The sequence below is a fragment of the Corallococcus sp. RDP092CA genome (assembly GCF_041903675.1).
GTDB lineage: Bacteria > Myxococcota > Myxococcia > Myxococcales > Myxococcaceae > Corallococcus.
The window spans coordinates 14,605-35,964 of the sequence record NZ_JAYESI010000028.1 but is presented as its reverse complement, the minus strand read 5'-3'; the positions used below and the strand labels follow the sequence as shown (position 1 = coordinate 35,964).

Below are 21,360 nucleotides of genomic sequence, written 5' to 3'. Positions count from 1 at the left end.
GACGACTCATCTCTTTCGCTCCAGCGACGCGAGCTTCTTGAGGAGGACGGCCTCCAGCTCCGCCTCGGAGAGCCGCGTGACGTCCTCTCGCGGCGCGGCAGGGGCTCTCGAAGCCGGCGGAGGAGCGGCCCTGGGCTCCGGCGTGAGGAGCCGCTCCTTCAAGTGGGTCATCAGCTCGTCGAGGGACGGGTGATCGAAGAGCAGGGTGGAGGAGAGCGGCTTGCCGGCGCGGGCCTGGAGGTGGTTGCGCAGCTCGAGCGCCATCAGCGAATCCAGGCCCAGCTCGAAGAGGCTCTGGTCCGTGGGCGCGGCCTGGCCCGGCGACAGCGCGAGCACCCGCGCCGCTTCGGCCTGGAGCACCTCCATCAGCTCCCGCTCCGCCTCCTGCGGCGCGAGGCCCGCGAGCTGTGCTTCGAGCGTTCGCGTCGGCTGCGACGAGGCGGTGCCGCGCGGCACCTGCGCCGGGCGCCGCTGGCGAGGCAGCACCGCGACCTGGGCTCGCTCCGACGCGAGCAGCACCTCGAAGGCGCGCATGCCTTCGGTGGGCGTCAGGGCGCGGATGCCCAGGTGCTCCCAGCGGGCGCGGTCGCGGACGCCCAGGTTCGCGGCCATGCCCGCGCCGGCCCAGGGCCCCCAGTTGATGCCGAGCCCCGGCAGCCCGAGCGAACGGCGGTAGGCCACGAGGCCATCGAGGAAGGCGTTCGCCGCCGCGTAGTTGCCCTGGCCGGCGTTGCCCAGGAGCGAGGCCGCCGACGAGAAGCAGGCGAAGAAGTCGAGCGGCATCGACCGCGTCGCGGTGTGCAGCAGCCAGCTCCCCATCACCTTGGGGGCCAGCGCGCGCTCGAAGCGCTCCCAAGGCAGGTGCAGCAACACGCCGTCGTCGTTGACGCCAGCGGCATGCACGACCCCGCGCAGCGCCGGGAAGGATGTCGCCAGTCGGGTGAAGAGGTCCTGCGTGGCGTCCGGTCGGGAGATGTCCGCGTCGAAGAGCCGCACGGTGGCGCCCGCCACCGCGAGCGCATCGAGCGCCTGCTGCTGCTCCGCCGAAGGCGTCGAGGCACGACGGCCCACCAACGCCAGGTGTCGGGCGCCGCGCTCCACCAGCCAGCGCGCGACATGCAGCCCCAGCGCGCCCAGGCCGCCCGTGATGAGGTATCCCGCCTCCGGGCGAAGCTCCACGGTCCGCGCGGTGGTGGCAGTGGCGACGGGCGAGAGCCGGGCCACGTAGCGCTTGCCCTGGCGCAGGGCGAGCGGACCTGCTTCGTCCTGGTCCACGAGCGCCAGCGCCAGCGCGGTCAGGTCCTCCTCGGCGCGTGTGGGGCCCAGGTCGAAGAGCGAGCACCGCAGGTCAGGATGCTCAAGGGAGAGGACGCGTCCGAGTCCCCACACGGAGGCCTGGGCCGGCTCCACGGGCGCCTCCATGGTGCCCACGGGCTGCGCGCCGCACGTGCCCAGCCACAGCTTCGGCAGGGGGGGACCCTCTCCCGCGACCAGGAGGCGCAGCAACTGGAGCACGCTCCCGCAGGTGCGCAGGTGCAGCGCGCGCAGGGTGTCGATCGAGGTCATCTCGTCGACGTGGGCATCCAGGCTCCAGAGGTGGACGACGCCCCTCACCGGGGTCTCGCTCAGGAGGCGCCGCAGGAGCTGGCCGGCTGCCTGGGGCTCTGAAAGGTCGAGCACATGTCGATCGGGCCCCTCGGCGTGAGCGCCCGCGGAGTCAAAGAGCAGCACGCACGACCCACCCCGCGCCCGCAGCGCATCCGCGAGCCGGAGGCCGACACCGCCCTGATCCGCGAGGAGCACCCAGCGGCCGGGCTCGCGAAGGGAGGTCGGTCGCGGTGACGGCGCCACGGGCTCCCAGGTCAGCTCCTGGAGCCAGTCACGCTCCCGGCCCTGGAGCCCGTGCAGCAGCTCGGGGCTCACCCGGCGTCCGACGAAGCCCTCCACGTCGGCGACCTCCTGGCCCTGCGCGTCCATGAGGCGGAGGTCGCCGAGCAGCGTGTCCTCCGATCCGCCCTCCGTCCGGCGCAGCCGCACGTGGCACCAGAGGGGGAAGCGCGCGGGGCGGGCGTGGAGGCGGAGGCGCTCGATGCTGAAGGGAACGAACGTCGGGAGCTCGCCGGAGTCGTCCGGTGGCAGCGCCGCCAGCAGGAGCTGGAAGCAGGAGTCCAGGAGGGCCGGGTGGAGCGGATACCGCTCGTCACGCGTCAGGGACTCGGGCACCTCCATCCGGCTGAGGGCCTCCGCCTCGCGCCGCCACAGCTCCTGGTGCCATTGGAAGGCGGGCCCCAGGTCGATCCCACGGCGGCTGATGGACCGGAAGAACGAGCTGGCATCGAGGGCTTCCGTGAAGCCCGCGCGGAGTGCCCCGAGCGGAAGGCGTTCGAGCGCGGTCCCCTCGGCGTCCCGTGCGCTGGCCGACCGGACCCCGCCCGTCGCGTGCGAGGTCCACTCCACACGCGCGCCGGCCGCGTCGGGATCGAGCGTGAGGACGGTGAAAGAGTCCTTCCCGGCTCCCTCGGGACTCAGCACGACCTGCAACTCGAGGCTCGTGCCTTCGGGCAGGACGAGGGCCTGGGGAAAGGAGACATTCTCGAGCACGCTGCCCTGCCCGCCGTGCACCTGCTCCGAGACGGCGAGCACGTGGGTCAGGTGGCTGGCGCCAGGGACCGTGACCTCGCCAAAGACGACGTGGTCCTGGAGGAAGGGCAGCGCCGCCACGCCGATGCCGCTCTCGAACAGGGTCTGGCCGATCAACGGCGAGTGCACGCGCCGGCCAGGAATGACGGACGCCCCGCTGGACGCACGAGCGACGGGAGGTGTCGCGGACCGCGTGGGCGGATCGCACCAGTACCGCATGCGCTGGAAGGGGTAGGTGGGGAGCGGGATCCGCCGGCCCTTCGTCTCGCCCTGCGCGGAGGCCCAGGAGACCTCCTGTCCGCGCTCGTACCTCGCGCCCAGCTCGGACAAGTGTCGTCGGGACGCGTCCTGCCCGGCCGCGGAGCCGTCGCCGCGCGAGGCATGCCGTGCGAGCGCCTGGGCCAGCTCCATCGCGGAAGCGCCAACGACGGCGAGGCGGTGGGGGAAGTGGGGGCGTCCCGTGCACGCGCTGTAGCAGACATCGTGCGCGGAGAGCTCCGGGTGCGCGGTCAGGTGGCGTTGGAAGCGAGCCGAGAGCTGTTCCAGGGCCTCCGGACTCCGCGCCGACAACATCAACAGGGAGGGGCGTTGAGGCTGGGCCGCGCGCGCGGGCCGCGCTGGTGCCTCCTCGAGCACCAGGTGCGCGTTGGTTCCACTCAGTCCGAAGGCGCTGACCCCGGCGATCCGCTTGCCGACCGTCTCCCACGGGATGGGCGCCGTGGGCACCTTGAGCGGGAACCGTCCCCAGTCGATGTGTTCGCTCGGACGCTCGAAGCTCGGGTGCGGGGGAATCTCCGCGTGGCGCAGCGCCAGGGCGACCTTGATCAGGCTGGCGATGCCGGCCGCGGGCTCCAGGTGGCCGATGTTGGTCTTCACCGAGCCCACCCAGAGCGGCTGATCCGGGGGGCGCGCCGGGCCGAAGACTGCGCCCAGGGCCTCGAACTCGATGGGGTCCCCCAGCCGCGTGCCGGTGCCGTGGGCTTCCACGTAACCCACCTCGCCGGGGCGGACCCGGGCGCTCTCCAGCGCCTGACGGATCAACGCCTGCTGGGCCAGCCCGTTGGGCACCGTGAGCCCGCTGCTGGGCCCGTCGTGGTTCACGGCGGAGCCGCGGATCACCGCCAGGATCTCATCCTCGTCCTGGAGCGCGTCCGACAGCCGCTTGAGCACCACCACGCCGCAGCCCTCGCCGCGTCCGTAGCCATCCGCCGAGGCATCGAACGTCTTGCACCGGCCGTCAGGCGACAGCGCGCGGGCCCGGCTCAGGAACAGCATCACCTCCGGAGACAGGACGAGCTGCACGCCGCCCGCGAGCGCCATCCTGCACTCGCCGCTGCGCAGGCTCTGGATGGCCAGGTGGACGGCCACCAGCGACGACGAGCAGGCGGTGTCCACCACCAGGCTCGGACCGTGGAGTCCCAGGGTGTGGGACAGCCGTCCGGCCGCGAAGCTCAGCCCGCTCCCGGTCCCCGCCCAGGCGGTGATCCGGGTGGGGTCCGACGAGAGGAGCTGGAACAGCGAATAGTCGCTCTGGCCGATGCTGACGAAGGTCCCCACCCGGTTGCCCGCGAGGCGGCTGGGGACCTGGGCCGCGCCCTCGAGCGCCTCCCAGCACACCTCCAGCAGCAAGCGCTGCTGCGGATCCAGGCTCGCGGCCTCCCGGGGGGAGATGCCGAAGAAGAGCGGGTCGAATTGATCCACGTCCTTCAGGAAGGAGCCGGACCGCGTGTACATCTTCCCTGGACGTTCCGGGTCGGGGTCGAAGTACGCGTCCACGTCCCAGCGGTCGGCGGGGATGGGGCCCACGGCCTCCCGGCCCTGGTGCAGCAGCCGCCAGAAGGACTCGGGGTCGTCCGCGCCGGGGAAGCGGCAGCCCATGCCCACGATGGCGATGGGCTCGCTGCGAGCGCGCGCGTTGGCCTCGAGCTTCTCGATGACGAAGAGCGCCTGCTCCAGGGCCTTCTGCTGTGCGCGCGTGGAGTCTTGACCCATGGGGTTCCTCTAGCCGTGCGTCTGGTACTTGCTGGCGATGCGCGCGATGAGCTCTTCCGGAGAGAGCGTGGGGGGCTCGTCGCCGAGAGGGGCCTCCGGGCCGCTTCCGGTCGCGAGCAGGACGTCCTGGAGGTGCTGCGCCAGGGCCTCGATGCGCGGGTAGTTGAAGATGAGCGCCGCGGACAGCGGCTGGCCCACGTCCCGCTGGAGCCGGTTGCGCAGCTCCACGGCCATGAGCGAGTCCATGCCCATCTCCGCGAAGCCTCGCTGCGCGTCCATGGGCTGTGTGGGATCCCACCGCAGGATGCGAGCCACCTGCTCCTGCACGTACGCGCGCAGGAAGCCCGGGCGCTCGGTCGCGGGGGTCGCCTCCCAGCGCTGTGCCCAGGACGGCTCCGTGGAGGCTGCGCCGAGGGCCGCTCCCTCGACGAGCTTTCGCAGCAGGGGCATCCGTGGCCGTGCATGCGCGGCGAAGGTGCTCCAGTCGATGGGCAGCACGGCGACGTCAGGCACGCGCGAGGACAGCAGCGCGCCGAACGCCCGCAGCCCCTGCTCCGTCTCGAGCGCGCCGAACCCCTCGTCCGCCAACCGCTGGCGGCTGTGCGCATCCAACCCCGCGGCCATCCCCAGGTCCTTCCAGGGGCCCCAGCCGATGGTCAGCGCTGGCAGTCCGAGCCCGCGCCGGTAGCGCGCCAGGGCGTCCAGGAAGGCATTGGCGGCCGCGTAGTTCGCCTGTCCAGGGGCGCCGAGGAGGGCCGCCGCGGAGGAGAAGCAGATGAAGAAGTCCAGCGCCTCATGGCGCGTGGCGAGGTGCAGGTTCCAGGCGCCGTCGGCCTTCGGGCGCCGCACCCGCTGGAAGCGCTCGGGCGTCTGCTGTCGCAGCGTCCCGTCATCGAGGACGGCCGCGGCATGCACGACCCCGCGCAGCGACGGGAGTCGCGCCTTCAGCGCCGCGAGCACGCCGGTGACATCCTCGGGTCGCGAGACATCGCCCTGGACGACGAGGACCTGGGCCCCCGCGCGCTCCAGGGCCTCCACGGCCTCGCGCGCCGCCTTCGTGGCGACGCCGGAGCGGCTCATGAGGACCAGGTGCCGTGCCCCCTGCCGCACCAGCCACCCCGCCACGGCGAGCCCGACGCCTCCCAGCCCACCGGTGATCAGGTAGCTGGCCTGGGCCTCGAAGGCAGGCGGGGGCGGGGCCTCGGACGGGAGCGGTTCCAGCCGGGCCGCGTAACGGTGTCCGCGCCGCAGCGCGAGGCGATCCTCGTCATCCGGTGATCGCAGCTCGGCTTCGAGCCACGCGGAGACCTCCTCGTGGGCGTCGGAGCCCACATCGACCAGACGCACCCGCAGCTCCGGGTGCTCGGTGCTGGCCACTCCCGCGAGGCCCCACAGCGGGGCCTGGGCCACGGCGCGAGGGCCGGGCTCGTCGCCCACTGCATGTACGCCGCGAGTCACGCACCAGAGCGGCGGTTGCGCGGCCTGGGTCCACCCTCCGAGCGCCTGGAGCAGCCACAGCAGCCCGTCACACGTCGCGCGCTGTGCCGGGTCGAACGTGTCGGCCTCCAGTCCCTCCGGGTCGGGAGCGTCCAGTGCCCACAGATAGACGATGCCCGCGAGCGGTGGCTTGCCCGGAACCCCGAGCCCCTCGACCAGCCGCGTGAGCGCGGCGGGATCAGCCAGGTCCGGCGCATGGGGTGAGGGCCCCAGCAGCTCCTCGGTGGTGGCGATCAGGCAGCGCTCCCCACGCGCCTCCAGCCGGGACGCCAACGCGTGGCCCAGGCCGCCGCGGTCGGCGAGGATCAACCACTCGCCCGCGTGCCGTGCGGGCGCGACCCCACCGCGCGGCGCGGGGCTCCAGGAGACGCGGTACAGCGTCGACGCCACCTCCGCCTCCGCCCGCTGCCGCTGGTGCTCGCGCACGAGCGCCTCCGCGACTTGCGGCAGCGTCTCCAGCGCCGGGCCATTGAGCGCGCCGCCGCGGCGGAGCTGCTCGGCGAGGCCACGCACATCGCCGGTTTCGAGCAGCGAGGTCAGCGGCGTGTGTCCCGCCGGTCGCCCATCGTCGCGCGAAGGTCGAGCGTGGGCCGGGCCGCCGTCGGGCGCCTCGAACCAGAAGGACTTCTGCTGGAACGGGTAGGTGGGCAGGACGCGCTTGCGGCGGGAGTAGCCCTGGTCGAACCCCTCCCAGTCCACCGGCGCACCGCGCACGTACAGGGTGCCGAGGCTCTCCAGCAGGGTCCGCCAGTCGTCACGGCCCCGCAGGCTGGCCAGCCAGAGCAGGTCCGGATCGGGCGCGCACAGCCGCCCCAGGCTCGAAAGCGTCGGCTTCGGCCCCAACTCGACGAACACCCGGAACCCGCGCTGGACCAGGGCCTGGATGCCTTCGGCGAACCGCACCGGCTGTCGCACGTGACGGCACCAGTACGCGGCCGTCGTGACCTCGTCCGAGGCCACCGCTCCAGCTACGTTGGAGATCAGCTCCAGCCCCGGCGGAGACAGCGTCGCGGTGCGCAGCACGCGCTCGAACGCGGGCAGCATCGGCTCCATCAGGGGCGAGTGGAACGCGTGCGAGACCTGCAAGCGCGCGGAGCGGACGCCCTGCGCCGTGAGCCGCGCGAGCACGGCCTCGACGGCGCGCTCGCTCCCGGAGATGACCACGCTCTCCGGACCGTTGAGCGCGGCGATGGCACACGCGTCCCGGTCCGCTCCGAGCGCTGCCTCCACGCGCGCCGGGGTCGCCGAGACGGCGGCCATGGTCCCGCGCTCGGGCAGCTCCTGCATCAGGCGCCCGCGCTCGGCGATCAGCTTCAGCCCGTCGTCGAGGCTGAACACCCCCGCCACGCAGGCCGCCGCGTACTCACCGACGCTGTGACCCAGCACCGCCCCGGGCACGATGCCCCAGGAGCGCCACAGCTCCGCGAGCGCGTACTCGAGCGCGAAGAGGGCCGGCTGCGTATAGGCCGTCTGGTGCAGCAGCGGCTGTGCGTCGGGCGCGTGGTACAGCACGTCGAGCAGGGGGCGCTCGAGGTAGGGGCGCAGCAGCGCGTCGCACTGCTCCAGGCGCTCGCGGAAGAGGGGCTGGGTCTCGTACAGCGCGCGGCCCATGTCGGGGTGCTGGGAGCCCTGGCCGGTGAAGAGGAAGGCCACCTCGGGCGGTTCCGCCAGGGCCTGTCCGGTGAGGAGCGCGGAGCCTGCGCCCCTGGCCATTCCGTCGAGCTGGTCGGCCAGCGCCTCACCCGTGCCCGCGACCGCGCAGAGCCGGTGGGGAAGCCTCGCGCGTCCGGTGTTCGCGCTGAAGCAGACGTCGCCCGGGGGCAGCGACGGTTCCGCTCGAAGCTGGCCCGCGAAGCGCGCGGCGAGCTGCTGGAGCGCGGGCGCGCTGCGCGCCGACAGCGCGAGCAGGTGGAGGGGACGCTCCACCGGGCGGTCCTGCTCCTCGTCCTGGGGGGCGGGCTCGGCGTCGGGAGCGCGCTCCAGCAGCACGTGGGCGTTGGTGCCGCTGAAGCCGAAGGCGCTGACCCCCGCGATGCGGCGCCCGTGGGACGTGGGCCACGGCTGGTGCCGCGTCGGTATCCGGATGGGGAGCTTGTCCCAGGGGACGTGCGGGTTGGGCTGACGCAGGTGCAGGTGCGCGGGGAGCTCCCCGTGCTGGAGCGCGAGCGCGACCTTGATCAGCCCCGCGATGCCAGCGGCGGCCTCGAGGTGTCCGATGTTCGTCTTGACCGAGCCCACGAGCAGCGGCTGCTCGGGGGGACGCGGGCCGAAGGCGGCCCCCAGCGCCCCGAGCTCGATCGGATCCCCCAGGGAGGTGCCCGTGCCGTGGGCCTCCACGTAGTCCACCTGCTCCGGGTTCACGCCGGCGCTCTGGAGGGCCTGCCGGATGACGGCCTGCTGGGCGGGGCCGTTGGGCACCGTCAGGCCGCTGCTGCGTCCGTCCTGGTTCACAGCGGAGCCGCGGATGACCGCGACGATGGGGTCCTGATCCCTCAGCGCGTCCGCGAGCCGCTTCAGGACGACGATGCCCGCGCCCTCGCCGCGCACGTAGCCATCCGCCGAGGCGTCGAAGGTCTTGCACCGCCCATCGGGCGCCAGCATCCGGCCCTGCGAGAAGTTGAGGTGGAAGTGGGCGGAGAGCAGCCGGTTCACCCCGCCCGCCAGCGCCAGGTCACACCCGCCGCCGCGAAGGGCCTGACAGGCCAGGTGCACCGCGACGAGCGACGAAGCGCACGCCGCGTCCAGGGCGACGCTCGGCCCCTGGAGTCCCAGGTGGTACGACAGCCGCCCGGCGGCCATGCTGTGCGCGGTGCCGGAGAACGCATACGCGTCGAAGGACTCGGGGGGCCGCGTGTCCAGCAGCCGCGCGTAGTCCCCGGTGCTGAGCCCCACGTAGACGCCGGTGAGCGAACCGCTCAGTCGGTCCGGAGCCATCCCCGCGCGCTCGAGCGCCTCCCAGCTCACCTCCAGCAGCAGTCGCTGCTGGGGATCCAGGCTCGCGGCCTCGCGCGGCGAGATGCCGAAGAAGTCCGCGTCGAACTCCGAGCGCGTGGAGAGGAACGCGCCCTTGCGGGTGTGCATCCGCCCCGGCACGTCCGGGTCTGGCGAGTACCACGCGTCGATGTCCCAGCGGTCGCGGGGCACCTCGGTGACGGTGTCCACGCCGTCGCGGAGGACCTGCCAGAAGGCCTCGGGGGTGTTGGCCTCTCCGGGGAAGCGGCAGGCCATGCCGACGATCGCGATGGGCGTGGCGTTGAGCAACTCGAGCCCTGGCCGGAGCTGCTCGGCCGCGAACGCGAGCTTGACGGACGACATGGCGGCGAGACGGTGCGAACGGCTCATGGCGCGCTCCCGCCCTTTCGCGGTGTCGCCGGGGGTGGTGCGCCCTCGGGGCCCGTCGTGGATCGCCGCCCGGTCTTGAGCTGTCGCGTGAGGTCGCGCTCGGAGGTCTGCTCGACCTGGGAGAGCAGGGCATCCAGGTCCGTGGGGAGCGCGGCGGCCATGGGGGGCTCCTCCCGCGAGGGGGCCGCCACCTTCGTGTGCCGCGCGGGAGCCGGCTGCGTCGGGGCGCTCCGGGTATCTCCCGGCAACTGGCCCGCGAGCACGTCGGTCCACAGGTGCTCCGTGAGCGCGGCGATCGTCGGGTGATCCATGGCCAGCGTGGAGGACAGGGCTGCACCCGTGCCGCGCTCGAGCCGGCTCTTCAGCTCCAGCGCCGTGAGCGAATCCATGCCCATGTCGAAGAGGCCCTGTCGCGTGTCGATGGCGCTCGCGGAGCGGAGCCCCAGGACCGAGGCCACCTGCTCGCGGACATGCGCGGAGAGCGCCGCCTGTCGCTTCTGAGCGGGGACCTCGGCGAGCGTGCGCAGCAGGTGCTCCGGCGGCGGCGTGGTGGCGCCACCCGGGACGTCCACGCGTGCAGCGCCGCCAGGAGCGAGCCCTGCCTGGAGCCGGGCGGGAGCCGCATCGCGCCGGGCGCCGGGGGCGGTGCGCGCGAAGAGCAGGGTCTGCTCCAGCAGCACCTGGGAGCTGCCCGCGGGGCGCGTGCCGGCGACGCTGGCGAAGCCGACCTCCGTGAGCAGGGCCTGCCAGCGCTGGGGCGTGAGGAGCGGATGCGAGGGACGCAGCGCGGCGTCGTTGAACCGCCACCAGCCCCGCGTCATGCCAAACGTCAGGTCGAGCCAGCGGCGCGGCGCGGTGGCCTCGATGAGCAGGAGGACGCCACCCGGGGCCAGGAGCGTCCGGGCGTGCTCGAGCGTCCGCCGCAGCTCGGCCGTGGCATGCAGCACGTTGGAGGCCACCACCAGGTCGAACGCGTGGAGCGCCACGCCCTGCTCATCGGGAGGACGCTCGATGTCCAGCGGCGCGTAGCGAAGGAAGGGATACGCGTGGAACCGCTCGTGTGTGCGCGTGGCGAAGCGCGCGGAGACGTCCGTGGCCACGTACTCCGTGACCGAGGCGGGCAGATGCGGCAGGAGCGCGGCCGTCGTGCCGCCAGTGCCCGCTCCAATCTCGAGCACGCGCAGCGGGGTGTCCGCGCTCACGCGCTCCAGGAGCGGGGCGAGCGCCGCCTGCACCAGCCGGTTCATCCGCCGCGCGCCGTCGGAGGCCTCGTAGATGCGCGAGGCCAGCTCCAGGCTCCCACCCGGGAAGAGCAGCTCCAGCGGATCCTGTCGACCCGCGAGGACCTCGCCCAGCCGTGCGCCGCTGCGCTCGAGCAGGGCCAGCTCCGGCTCGGTGGCGGGGAAGCGGGAGCGCAGCGAGCCGAGCAGCTCCTCGGGGGAGGCGAGCCCCACGGAGCGACGCACCGTCCACTCCGGGCCCACGCGCTCGACGACACCGTCCTCGACGAGCATCTCGAGCAACCGCGTGAACAGCCTGCGGTGGCGCTCGACGACGCCCAGTCGCTCCGCCCAGGACTCCGAGGTGAACGACTGTCCGGCCTCCAGCCGCGCACCCAGGACCTCGAAGGCGCGGACGATGTACCGCGTGCACAGCGCCTCCGCCTGGCCCACGGGACCGTCATCCACGGCGGGGCCCGCGGTCGAGGCAAGGGGCTCGCACAGGTCCGCGGGCAGGCGAGAGACGAGGTCTTCAGGAGCCGGGAACCGGTCGGCCGCGGACTCCGCTCCGGCGGAGCCGTGCGTGGCAGCGGGCGCGGGCTCCTGGAACCAGCTTCGCTCGCGCTGGAACGGGTAGGTGGGGAGGACGACCCTGCGGCGTGCCTCGCCGCGATGGAACGCAGCCCAGTCAATGGGGGCACCCTGGCAATAGAGCGCCGCCAGGTGCTCAAGTCGCGACGGCCAGGACCCGGGGTTGAGTTGGAGGACGACGCCTGCGCCCTGTTGCTCCAGGGCTCCACGTCCCCGCGCCCCGAGCCCCGCGCTGGGGCGATAGCGGGACCAGTGCTCCAGGGGACTGCCCGCGCCGGAGGGCACGAGCCCAAGCGTCGGTGGCTGGAAGGAGAGGCCCGCCGCGACGCGCGCGAGCTCGGGGACGCGGGCATCCGAGGAGAGGCCGGTCGCCCGTGGCTCCAGCGTGGAGCGCACGGCGACCAGCCGCAGGCCATCCTCGACGCTGAAGATGCCCGCCACGCATGCCGCGGCGTACTCACCGACGCCATCTCCCTGTGCGAAGGAGGGGTGGACGCCCCAGGAAGACCACAGCCGCGCCAGCGCGACCTCGACGGCGAAGCAGGCGGGCTGAAGTGTCTCGAACAGGGACAGCCCGGTCGCCTCGCGCAGCACCCGGTCGCACGTGTCGAGGGTCTCGCGGCAGACAGGCTGGGCCGCGGACAGCTCCCGCCCGAGGCTCGCGAAGTCCGCGCCTCCGTCGGGGAACTGGAAGGCGACCCGAGGTGATGCGCCTGCCTGCGTGCGCCCCTGCGTCGAACCCTCCACGGGACGACCCTGAGCGAGCCCCTCCAGCTTCGACCGCAGCGCCTCCGCGGTGCTCCCAAGTACGCCGAGCCGGAAGGGCAGGTGCGCGCGGCCGGTGCTGGCGGTGAAGCAGAGATCGCCCAGGTCCTGGTCGGGATGGGCCTCCAGGTGCCGGGCATACTGGTCCGCCTGGGCGCGCAGCGCGGGCTCGGAAGCGGCTGACAGCACCAACAGCTGCTCGGTGCGCTTCCCTAGCGGGGCCACGGCCCGGGCTTTCGGAGCCGGAGCCTCCTCGATCACCACGTGCGCGTTGGTGCCACTGAAGCCGAAGGCGCTCACGCCGGCCAGGCGCTTCCCGGAGCCCGCGGGCCAGGGACGCAAGGTCGTGGGGATCTCGAGCGGAAGCTCGCTCCAGGGGACCCGGGGATTTGGGTGGCTCAGGTGCAGGTGGGGAGGGATGGCCTCGTGCTGAAGCGAGACCACGAGCTTCATCAGGCCCGCGATGCCAGCCGCGCTCTCCAGATGCCCCACGTTGGTCTTCACCGAGCCCACGAGCAGCGGACGCTCCACGGGGCGCTCGTGGCCGTAGGTGGCGCCCAGCGCTCCCAGCTCGATGGGATCTCCGAGCGGCGTGCCCGTGCCATGGGCTTCCACGAGCGACACCTCGGCGGCCGACACGCCTGCGTTGGCGAGCGCCTCCCGGATGACCTCTTCCTGCGCGGGTCCCATGGGGACCGTCAGCCCGCTGCTGCGCCCGTCCTGGTTGACCGCCGAGCCGCGGATCAACGCCAGGATGGGGTTGTCATCGGCGAGCGCGTCCGAGAGCCGCTTGAGGACGATGACGCCGCACCCCTCGCCCCGGGAGAAGCCATCCGCCGAGGCATCGAACGTCTTGCATCGCCCGTCGGGTGAGAGCATCCGGGCGCGGCACTCGAGCAGGTAGGGCAGGGGAGAGAGGATGAGGTTCACCCCGCCCGCCAGCGCCAGGTGGCTCTCCTTGGCCCGCAGGCTCTGGCAGGCCAGGTGCACGGCGACCAGGGACGAAGAGCAGGCGGTGTCGACGACGAGGCTCGGCCCCCGCAGGCCGAGCACATAGGAGAGCCGCCCTGCGGCCACGCTCGGATAGGAGCCGGTGGCGGAGTACAGGTCGACCAGCTCTGGCTGGTTCGTCAGCCGGAGGTAGTCGACGTTCATCAGGCCGACGAAGACGCCGGTCCGACTCCCGGCGAGCGACGCGGGAGAGATGCCGCTGCGCTCGAGCGCCTCCCACCCCACCTCCAGCAGCAGGCGCTGCTGGGGGTCCATCATCGCGGCTTCGCGCGGAGCGATTCCGAAGAACGGCGCGTCGAACCGGTCCACGCCCTCCAGGAAGGCCCCGTGGCGCGTGTACATGGCCGACGGCGTATCGGGGTTGGGGTCGTAGTACGTGTCCACGGGCCAGCGCGTCGCGGGCACCTCGGTGACGGTGTCCACGCCATCGCGCAGCAGGCGCCAGAAGGCCTCGGGCGTATCGGCGCCTCCGGGGAAGCGGCACCCCATGCCGACAATGGCGATGGGCTCGGTGCGGCTCTGCTGGAGCTCGGTGAGCTTGCCCTGGAGGCCTTCGATCTTCAGCAGGGCATTCTTGATGAGCGTCCCGTAGTCGGGGCCCGTGGCTTTGCCTTCCATCACCCCCCCTGCTCCATCGACGCCAGCTTCGAGGCCAACAGCTCGGCCAGCTCATCCTGGGAGAGCGTCTCCAGCGCGAGCTGCGGCGGGGCCTCGTGTGGTTCCTGCGAGGGCCGCGGGGCGGGACTGGACGGCTCCTTCATCGCGAGCACGCGCTCCGCCAGGTGTCCCGTGAGCGCCTCCACGGTCGGGTGGTCGAAGACCAGGGTCGCCGCGAGGGTGCACGCGAGGCTGGACTGGAGGCGGTTGCGCAGCTCGACCGAGGTCAGCGAGTCCATGCCGAGCTGGAAGAAGCCCTGCTCCGACGGGAGCTGCTCCGAAGCGCTCCACCCGAGCACCTTGGCGACCTGGGCCTGGACGTGCTGCATGAGCAGCCCCCGGCGCTCATGCGCGGCGGCGGCCTGGATCCGGCGCAGCGCCTCCCCACGCGCCTCGGGCTCCTCGCGAGCGGTCGCCGGAGTCATCTCGGAGAAGAAGCGAGAGGTGGCGCGCTGCGAGAGGAAGCGCGGCCAGTCGATGGGCGCGATGCCCACCTGCGCCGCGCCCTGGAGGAAGAAGTGCGTCAGCGCCGCGAGGCCCTGCTCCGGGGCGATGGTGCCGATCCCCTTCACCCGCCAGCGCTCCCCCACCTGCTTGCGGGCCGCGGCGCCCACCTCCGACCAGGCGCCCCAGTTGATGCTCAGGGCGGGCAGTCCCTGGGCACGGCGGGCGTGGGCCAGCGCGTCCAGGAAGGCGTTGGCGGCCGAGTGATTCGCCTGTCCGGCGGAGCCGATGAGCGAGGCCGTGGAGGAGAAGAGGACGAAGAAGTCCAGCGGCTGGTCGCGGGTCGCCTCATGCAGGTTGAAGGCGCCCAGCACCTTGGGGGCAAGCACGGTCGCGAAGCGCGCCCATGTCTGCTGTCGCAGGGCCCCATCTTCCAGCACGCCCGCGGCGTGGATGACGCCCCGGAGGGGAATGCCCTCATGGGTCAGCCGGCTCACCACGCTCCGGCACGTGGAGGCATCGGACACATCTCCGCGCACCAGGTCGATCCGTGCGCCAGCCCGCCTCAGGTCCGCCACGTCGGGCTGGAGCTGGCTCATGTCTCGACGCCCGAGGAGGACCAGGTGGCGAGCACCGTGCTCCACGAGCCACCGGGCCACGAGCAACCCCAGCCCGCCCGAGCCGCCGGTGATGAGATACGCCGCATCTGGCAGGAAGCGCGGCGCGCCCTCCGGGCTCCAGGGCTGGCGGCTCGGCACCAGCCGGGAGATGAAGCGGGAAGGCCCTCGGAACGCCACCTGCGCCTCTCCGTCCTCGGCGCGGAGCTCCCCATCGAGCTGCTCCGCGCCGGAAGAAGCATCGGCTTGCGGATCCAGATCCACCCAGGTGCAGCGCAGCTCCGGGTGCTCCAGTGCGATGACCTTGGCCATGCCGGCCAGGGGCGACTGGGCCAGCCCCGGCAGCTCCGGAGCAGGTCCCGCGGCGGAGGCACCTCGGGTGACGAGCCAGAGCGCGGGAGGCTGGGTCGGCTCGGCGTCCAGCAGCGCCTGGACAAGGTGCAGGGCGCTGCCGCAGGACCGACGCGACGCTGCCTCCAACGACTCCGGCGTGAGCGACCGCGGGTCGGCCGCCTCAAGGCTCCAGAGGTGGACCACCCCGCGCGGTGCTTGAGGGCCGAGCGCGCGCAGCAGTCGGCGCATGTCGTCAGGGTGCTCGGGCGACACGGAGAAGGTCTCGGCATCGACCCGGGCGAACTCCGCGCCCGGCAGGGCCAGGGTGCAGGGCTCACCCCGGGCGCGCAGTCGCTCCGCGAGGGCCCGGCCGGTGCTCGACGACCCGGCGAGGATGAGCCACCGCCGTGACGCCTCCGCGTCGGCATGGCTGGCCGGAGCCCGAGCGACGAGCACGGACTGGGGGAAGAGGACGGAGTCCTCCGGGCTGAGCGCCACGGGGTGCTCGAAGCCTTCTTCTTCGAGGAGCGCCGTCCAGCGAGACGCCGACAGCAGGGGATGGGCGCCGCGCAGCTCCGGATCCTGGAAGCGCCACCAGCCCTCGGTCAGTCCGAAGATGAAGTCGATCCAGCGGCGCTCCGACGTGCCCTCCAGCAGGACCAGCTCACCGCCCGGTGCCAGGAGCTGGAGGACGTGCCGCAGCGTCCGGCGCAGATCCGCCGTGGCGTGCAGCACGTTGGCGGCCAGCACCAGATCAAACGTGTGCGGCTGGAACCCCTGCGCGCCAGGCGCCGACTCGATATCGAGCAGCTTGTACTGCACGAAGGGGAAGGCGCCGAAGCGCTCCGTGGCCCTGCTGGTGAAGAGGGTGCTGACATCGGTGAAGACGTAGGTGGTCTGCTCCGGGGGCAGCAGCGGCAGCAGTCGAGCGGTGATGGAGCCGGTGCCCGCGCCGATCTCCAGCACGCGCAGCGGCCTCCCCGGAGGCAGGCGCGAGAGGGCGAGCTGGACGGTGCGCTCGACGAGCGCGTTCATCCCCCGGAAGGTGGGCGCTTCCTGGTACAGCCGCGTCAGCGTCGACGTGTCCGCCTCGGGGAACAGGAGCTGCAATGGCTCCACGTCGCCCCGGAGCACGCCCGCCAGGTTGTTCCCACAGCGGGAGAGCACCTCGATCTCGGTCGAGGCCTGCGGGAAGTCCCGCAGGAGCGCGGTGGTCTCCGCGGACGCATCGGTGGGCACGGCGGGGACGCGCGAGGCCCAACCCTCGCCGTGGCGCGTGAGGAGGCCCTCTTCGGTCAGCAGCGAGAGGATGGAGCCCAGCAGCCGGTGGTGCCGCGCGACAATCCCCAACTCCCGGGCGAGCCCGTCCAGGGTGAACCGCCGCTCGGGCTCGCCCGTCCAACCCAACTGGACGAGGGCCTGCTGGGCGAACGTGGCGCACAGCGCCTCCATCCGCTGCGCGAGAGGCACGAGGGCACGACCTGCCACGGTGCTCGCCAGGGCGGCCTCGGCCGTGAGTCGCGCCTCCAGCTCCGGGGGCGAAAGCAGCCCGCCCGGCTTCCGTGAGATGAGGCGGCGGTCCTGCGCGCGCCACTCCACCTGATACAGCCAGCGCCGCCACTCCGGTTCAGCGGAGCGCACGGCGCCACGAGCTGCGCGTTTGAGTGCGAAGCCCTCCAGCTCCGCCACCAGGAGTCCCGCGCTGTCGAAGAGGCGGAGGTCAGCCGAGAACGCCTCACGACTCCCGGCCGCGCGCAGCCGAGCGTGACACCACCGCGACTGTTCGAGGGGACCCGAGAGCCGCAGCCGCTCCAGCCCGACGGGCAGGTACGTGACTTCATCAGTGTCGCTGGGAAGCGCCGCGCCCACGACCTGGAAGGCCGCGTCGAGCAGCACGGTGCGCCGCCCCGCCGCGTCCTCACCCGCAAGGACGTCGGGCAGGCGGAGCCTACCGAGCACTTCGCCGGACTGGTGCCAGAGCGCGTCGAGTGCCTGGAACGCCGGGCCGTAGTCGATGCCACGAGCGCTGCACCGGGAGTAGTACTGCGCGACGGAGCGCTCCGCCTCGAGTCGCGAGCGCAGGGCCGAGGCATCCACCCGGACCTCCTCGGAAGGAGCCTCGCGGGCCCGCAGCCGTCCGGAGGCATGCAGCACCCAGCGGCCTTCGTCGTCGCCATCGCCCTCGGCTCCGTCACCCTCCAGGCTGAACACCTGGAAGGACGCGGAGCCCTCACCGGAGGGACGGAGCACGCACTGGACCGTCCGCTGCTGCTCTTGCAGCACCAGGGCCTGCTGGACCGTGACGTCTTCCAGCTCCAGGGGCTGGACGCCCAGGTGGATGCGGCCGGCCGCGAGTGCCAGCTCCACGAATGCGGCGGCCGGAGTCACGGGCGCGGAGAAGACACGGTGGTCCGCGAGCAGTGGCAGCGTCTCGGACGAGAGCGCGCTCTCGAAGATCCGCTCCTCGCGCCGCACCGCGGACCGCACGGGACGGCCGAGCAGCGGATGGGAGGCGCGGCTCAAGGAGCGCGTGTCGTCCGCACGGCCCTTCCGGGCGAACCAGAAGCGCTCGCGTTGGAAGGGATAGGTGGGCAGCGGAACCTTCTGGCGGCGCGACGCTTCATCGAGTCGGGCCCAGGGGATGTCCGCGCCGCGAACATAGAGCGCGCCGAGGCTGGTCAGGAGCGGCTCCCACTCCGGGCGGTCGGGGCGAATGCTGGGCAGCCAGCGTCGGTGGGGCTCGGGGAGGCAAGCGCGGCCCAACTGGATGAGCACGGGTTGGGGGCCGACCTCGAGGAACAGCTCACAGCCCAGCCGGCCCAGCGCCTCCATTCCCGCCTTGAACCGCACGGGCTGGCGCACGTGGTCGCGCCAGTAGGCAGCGCGAGTGATCTCCTCGCCGACGAGCTCCCCCGTGAGGTTGGAGACGAGCGGGATGCGCGGCGGCGAAAAGGTCAGCGCGGCGGCGGCCCGCTCGAAAGGACCGAGCACCGCGTCCATGAGCGGGGAGTGGAACGCGTGAGACACCTGGAGCCGACGGGTGGTGACGCCGCGAGCCGTGAAGTCCCGCCCCAGCTCCACCACCGCCGCATCCGGGCCTGAGATGACGACGCTGGAGGGGCCGTTCACGGCGGCGATCGCGACGGTGTCCCCGATGGAGGCGAGCGCCTCCCGCACGCGCGCTTCCTCCGCGAGCACAGCCAGCATCGCCCCGCCGGGTGGCAGCGCCTGCATCAGCCTCGCGCGGGTCGCGATGAGCTTCAGCCCGTCTTCGAGGCTGAACACCCCGGCCACGCAGGCGGCGGCGTACTCGCCCACGCTGTGACCCAGGACGACGTCCGGCTCGATGCCCCAGGAGCGCCATAGCGTCGCGAGCGCGTACTCGAAAGCGAAGAGGGCCGGCTGGGTATAGAGCGTCTCGTGCAGCAGGGGCGAGGGTGCGTCCAGGGGGAAGAGGACCTCCAGCAGCGGACGCTCCAGCAGCGGGCGCAGCAGCGCATCGCACTGCTCGAGCGCGCGGCGGAACGTCTGCTGGGTCTGGAAGAGCTGCTGTCCCATGCCCGCGTACTGCGAGCCCTGCCCGGTGAACAGGAAGGCCACCTTCGCCCGCTCCCGGCCTGTCTTCCGGGCCAGCGCGGGGCCGGGCGTGGGCGCGTCCTCGCAGCGGCCCGAGCGAGCGAACTCGCCGAGCCGGGCGCTCACCTCCGCTGCAGATGTGCCCACCACCGCCAGCCGGTGATCGAAGTGGTCACGTCCGGCGCCAGCCGTGAAGCACACGTCCGCGAACGGTGCAGGGTGCGCGTCCAGGTGGCGCTGGTAGTGCCCGGCGAGCTCCCGGAGCCCCTGCGCGTCGCGGGCCGACAGCACCAGCAGGTGGTGTGCTCGATCCTCCCTGTGCGGTGCGGCCACGAGGAGCGGCGGTTCCTCCAGGATGACGTGCGCATTCGTCCCGCTGAAGCCAAACGAGCTCACCCCCGCCAGGCGCCTGCGCTCCGAGGTACGAGGCCAGTCCGCGCCCTCCCGCGAGACCTCCACCGGAAGGGTCTCGAGCCGCAGGAGCGGGTTGGGGTTCTCCAGGTGCAGGTGAGGGGGGATGCGCTGGTGCTGGAACGACAGGATGACCTTGCCAAGCCCCGCGAGGCCGGCGACCGCCTCTGTGTGGCCGACGTTCGTCTTGACGGAGCCGATGCGCAGCGGAGCGGTATAGGAGCGCCCCTCGCCATAGACGTTCGCCAGGGCCCTGACCTCGACGGGGTCGCCCAGCGAGGTCCCCGTGCCGTGGGCCTCCACATAGGAGACCTCGTCCGGGCGGACGCCCGCCATGGCGAGCGCACTGCGGATGACCGCCTCCTGTGACAACCCATTGGGCGCGGTGAGTCCGTTGCTGGCGCCGTCCTGGCGGATGGCGGTGCCCCGGATGACGGCGAGGATGGGATCCCGGTCCGCGAGCGCCTCGGAGAGCCGCTTGAGCACCACGACGCCGCAACCCTCGCTGCGCACATAGCCGTCCGCGGCGCTGTCGAAAGTCTTGCACCGTCCGTCCGCCGCGAGCATGCCGGCGTTGGAGAACGTGACGCTCAGCTCCGGGGCGAGGAGCAGGTTCACGCCCGAGGCCAGCGCCAGGCGGCTCTCACCGGCGCGAAGGCTCTGGCACGCGGCATGGACGGCCACCAGCGACGACGAGCACGCCGTATCGATGGAGAGGGCAGGGCCCTGGAGCCCGAGCGCGTACGCCACCCGCCCCGCTGCGATGGAAGGCGCGTTGCCGGTCGCGAAGTGGATGTCCAACTCCTGGTAGCGGCCGGCGCGCACCTGGAGCAGCTCGTAATCATGGGTGGAGATGCCCACGAAGACGCCGGTGGCGCTGCCCGCGAGCGAGCCCGGCGCGATGCCGGCCCGCTCCAGCGCCTCCCACGTCACCTCCAGCAGCAGCCGCTGCTGTGGGTCCATGGCCGAGGCCTCGCGCGGAGAGATCCCGAAGAACCGCGCGTCGAACCGATCCACTCCCTCGAGGAACCCGCCGTACCGGCTCACCATCTTGCCCGGCGTGTCGCGCTCTGGGGCGTAGAAGCGCTCGACGTCCCAGCGGTCGCGGGGAACCTCCGTGATGGCGTCCACGCCGTCGCGCAGCAGCTCCCAGAAGCGCTCGGGCCCATCCACCTGTCCGGGCAGCCGGAACGCCATGCCGATGATCGCGATCGGCTCGTGGGTGGCCGAGGCACTCGGCGCCGGACGCTCCTCCTCCGGGACCGGGCGCGGACGCACCGGTTCCACGGGCCCGGCGACACGGGCGGGGGAGGGCCCACCCGAGGCACCCCGGTGCAGCATCTCCGCCAGGGCGCGAGGCGTCCCGAAGCGGAAGAAGCTCGTCACGTCGAGCTCGGCGCCCAGTCGCTGGCCCAGGTGCGTGCGCAGGCCGTGGAGATCCAACGAGTCCAGCCCCAGCTCCACCCAGGCGCGCGTCGGAGTGAGATCCCGTGCGCGCTCCCCGAGCACCTCGCGAACGGCATGCGCGATGGCCGTGGATACTTCGTCCAGGCTCCCGGCCATGACCCCAGGAGCGTCGGCCCCCGAGGGACCGCGGTGGCGCGACTCCAGGCGGTGACAGAGGTCATATTCGACGAGGACCCCGTGGCCCTGATTGGCCAGGTCGCCCGGTCTGTAGCCGTGAACGAGCCCGCGAACCTCCGCGCCATGGCTGACGTGCAGGCGCAGGATGGGGTCACTCGGGAGCCCGGAGGCGTCCCGTCGCTGGATGTAGTCCTCCAGGGGGACGTCCGCGTGCCGTCCGTAGTCGCGGCAGAGCGTCACCGCGACGACGCGCTCCACGTCCGCGCGCGCGGTGCACCATTGCAGCATGAACTCCAGGAGCTGATCCCCCAGGCCCTGCTGCTGGGCCTCGGGGAGGACATTGAGCGCGAGCAGTTGGACGACCGGATGAGCCGGTCCATGCAGCCGCCACACCTCCGTGCTGGTGGTGGAGCGCAGCGCGGCGGCGTCCCGGATGCGTTGCGCGTAGAGGACCCCCAGCACGCGACCGTCCACCGCGAGCACACAGTGCTCCCGGGGCGAGCGCTCCACGCGGTGGTGCAGCGTCTCCACCGTCATCCGCAGTGGCTCCGGCCAGCACGCCTCTTCCAGCCGCACCAGGGCCGGGAGGTCGTCCAGGACGGGATGCCGGAGGACGTAGCCGCGTTGATCAAGGCCGGTCCGGGCCGCGGCCAGGAGGAAAGAAGCCCTGTCACTCATGG

General features: G+C 72.7%; 4 protein-coding genes. All 4 read right to left on the bottom strand.

All coding sequences use genetic code 11. The features are described from left to right. Positions 1-6: 6 nt before the first annotated feature. The 4 genes from U8525_RS26010 to U8525_RS25995 are packed head-to-tail and all read right to left on the bottom strand — an operon-like array spanning position 7 to position 21,358. Complete coding sequence (locus U8525_RS26010) at positions 7-4,632, bottom strand: SDR family NAD(P)-dependent oxidoreductase (RefSeq protein ID WP_374269108.1); 4,626 nt, start codon at positions 4,630-4,632, stop codon at positions 7-9. A gap of 9 nt (positions 4,633-4,641) precedes the next feature. Further along, positions 4,642-9,471 (bottom strand): SDR family NAD(P)-dependent oxidoreductase, encoded by a 4,830-nt coding sequence (locus tag U8525_RS26005; protein WP_374269106.1) that lies wholly within the window; start codon positions 9,469-9,471, stop codon positions 4,642-4,644. Next, positions 9,468-13,676 (bottom strand): beta-ketoacyl synthase N-terminal-like domain-containing protein, encoded by a 4,209-nt coding sequence (locus tag U8525_RS26000; protein ID WP_374269104.1) that lies wholly within the window; start codon positions 13,674-13,676, stop codon positions 9,468-9,470. Before U8525_RS26000 ends, U8525_RS26005 begins: the two co-directional genes overlap by 4 nt. Next, the gene (locus U8525_RS25995) at positions 13,676-21,358 is read right to left on the bottom strand and encodes an SDR family NAD(P)-dependent oxidoreductase (protein WP_374269103.1); all 7,683 of its coding nucleotides are present in this window, start codon (positions 21,356-21,358) and stop codon (positions 13,676-13,678) included. The genes U8525_RS26000 and U8525_RS25995 overlap by 1 nt, the downstream gene beginning before the upstream one ends. Between the last annotated feature and the right edge of the window lie 2 nt (positions 21,359-21,360).

Bases quoted from the DNA above. Each gene is read 5' to 3' on its own strand.
- U8525_RS26010 (WP_374269108.1), bottom strand. From the start codon at position 4,632: ATGGGTCAAGACTCCACGCGCGCACAGCAGAAGGCCCTGGAGCAGGCG.
- U8525_RS26005 (WP_374269106.1), bottom strand. From the start codon at position 9,471: ATGAGCCGTTCGCACCGTCTCGCCGCCATGTCGTCCGTCAAGCTCGCG.
- U8525_RS26000 (WP_374269104.1), bottom strand. From the start codon at position 13,676: ATGGAAGGCAAAGCCACGGGCCCCGACTACGGGACGCTCATCAAGAAT.
- U8525_RS25995 (WP_374269103.1), bottom strand. From the start codon at position 21,358: ATGAGTGACAGGGCTTCTTTCCTCCTGGCCGCGGCCCGGACCGGCCTT.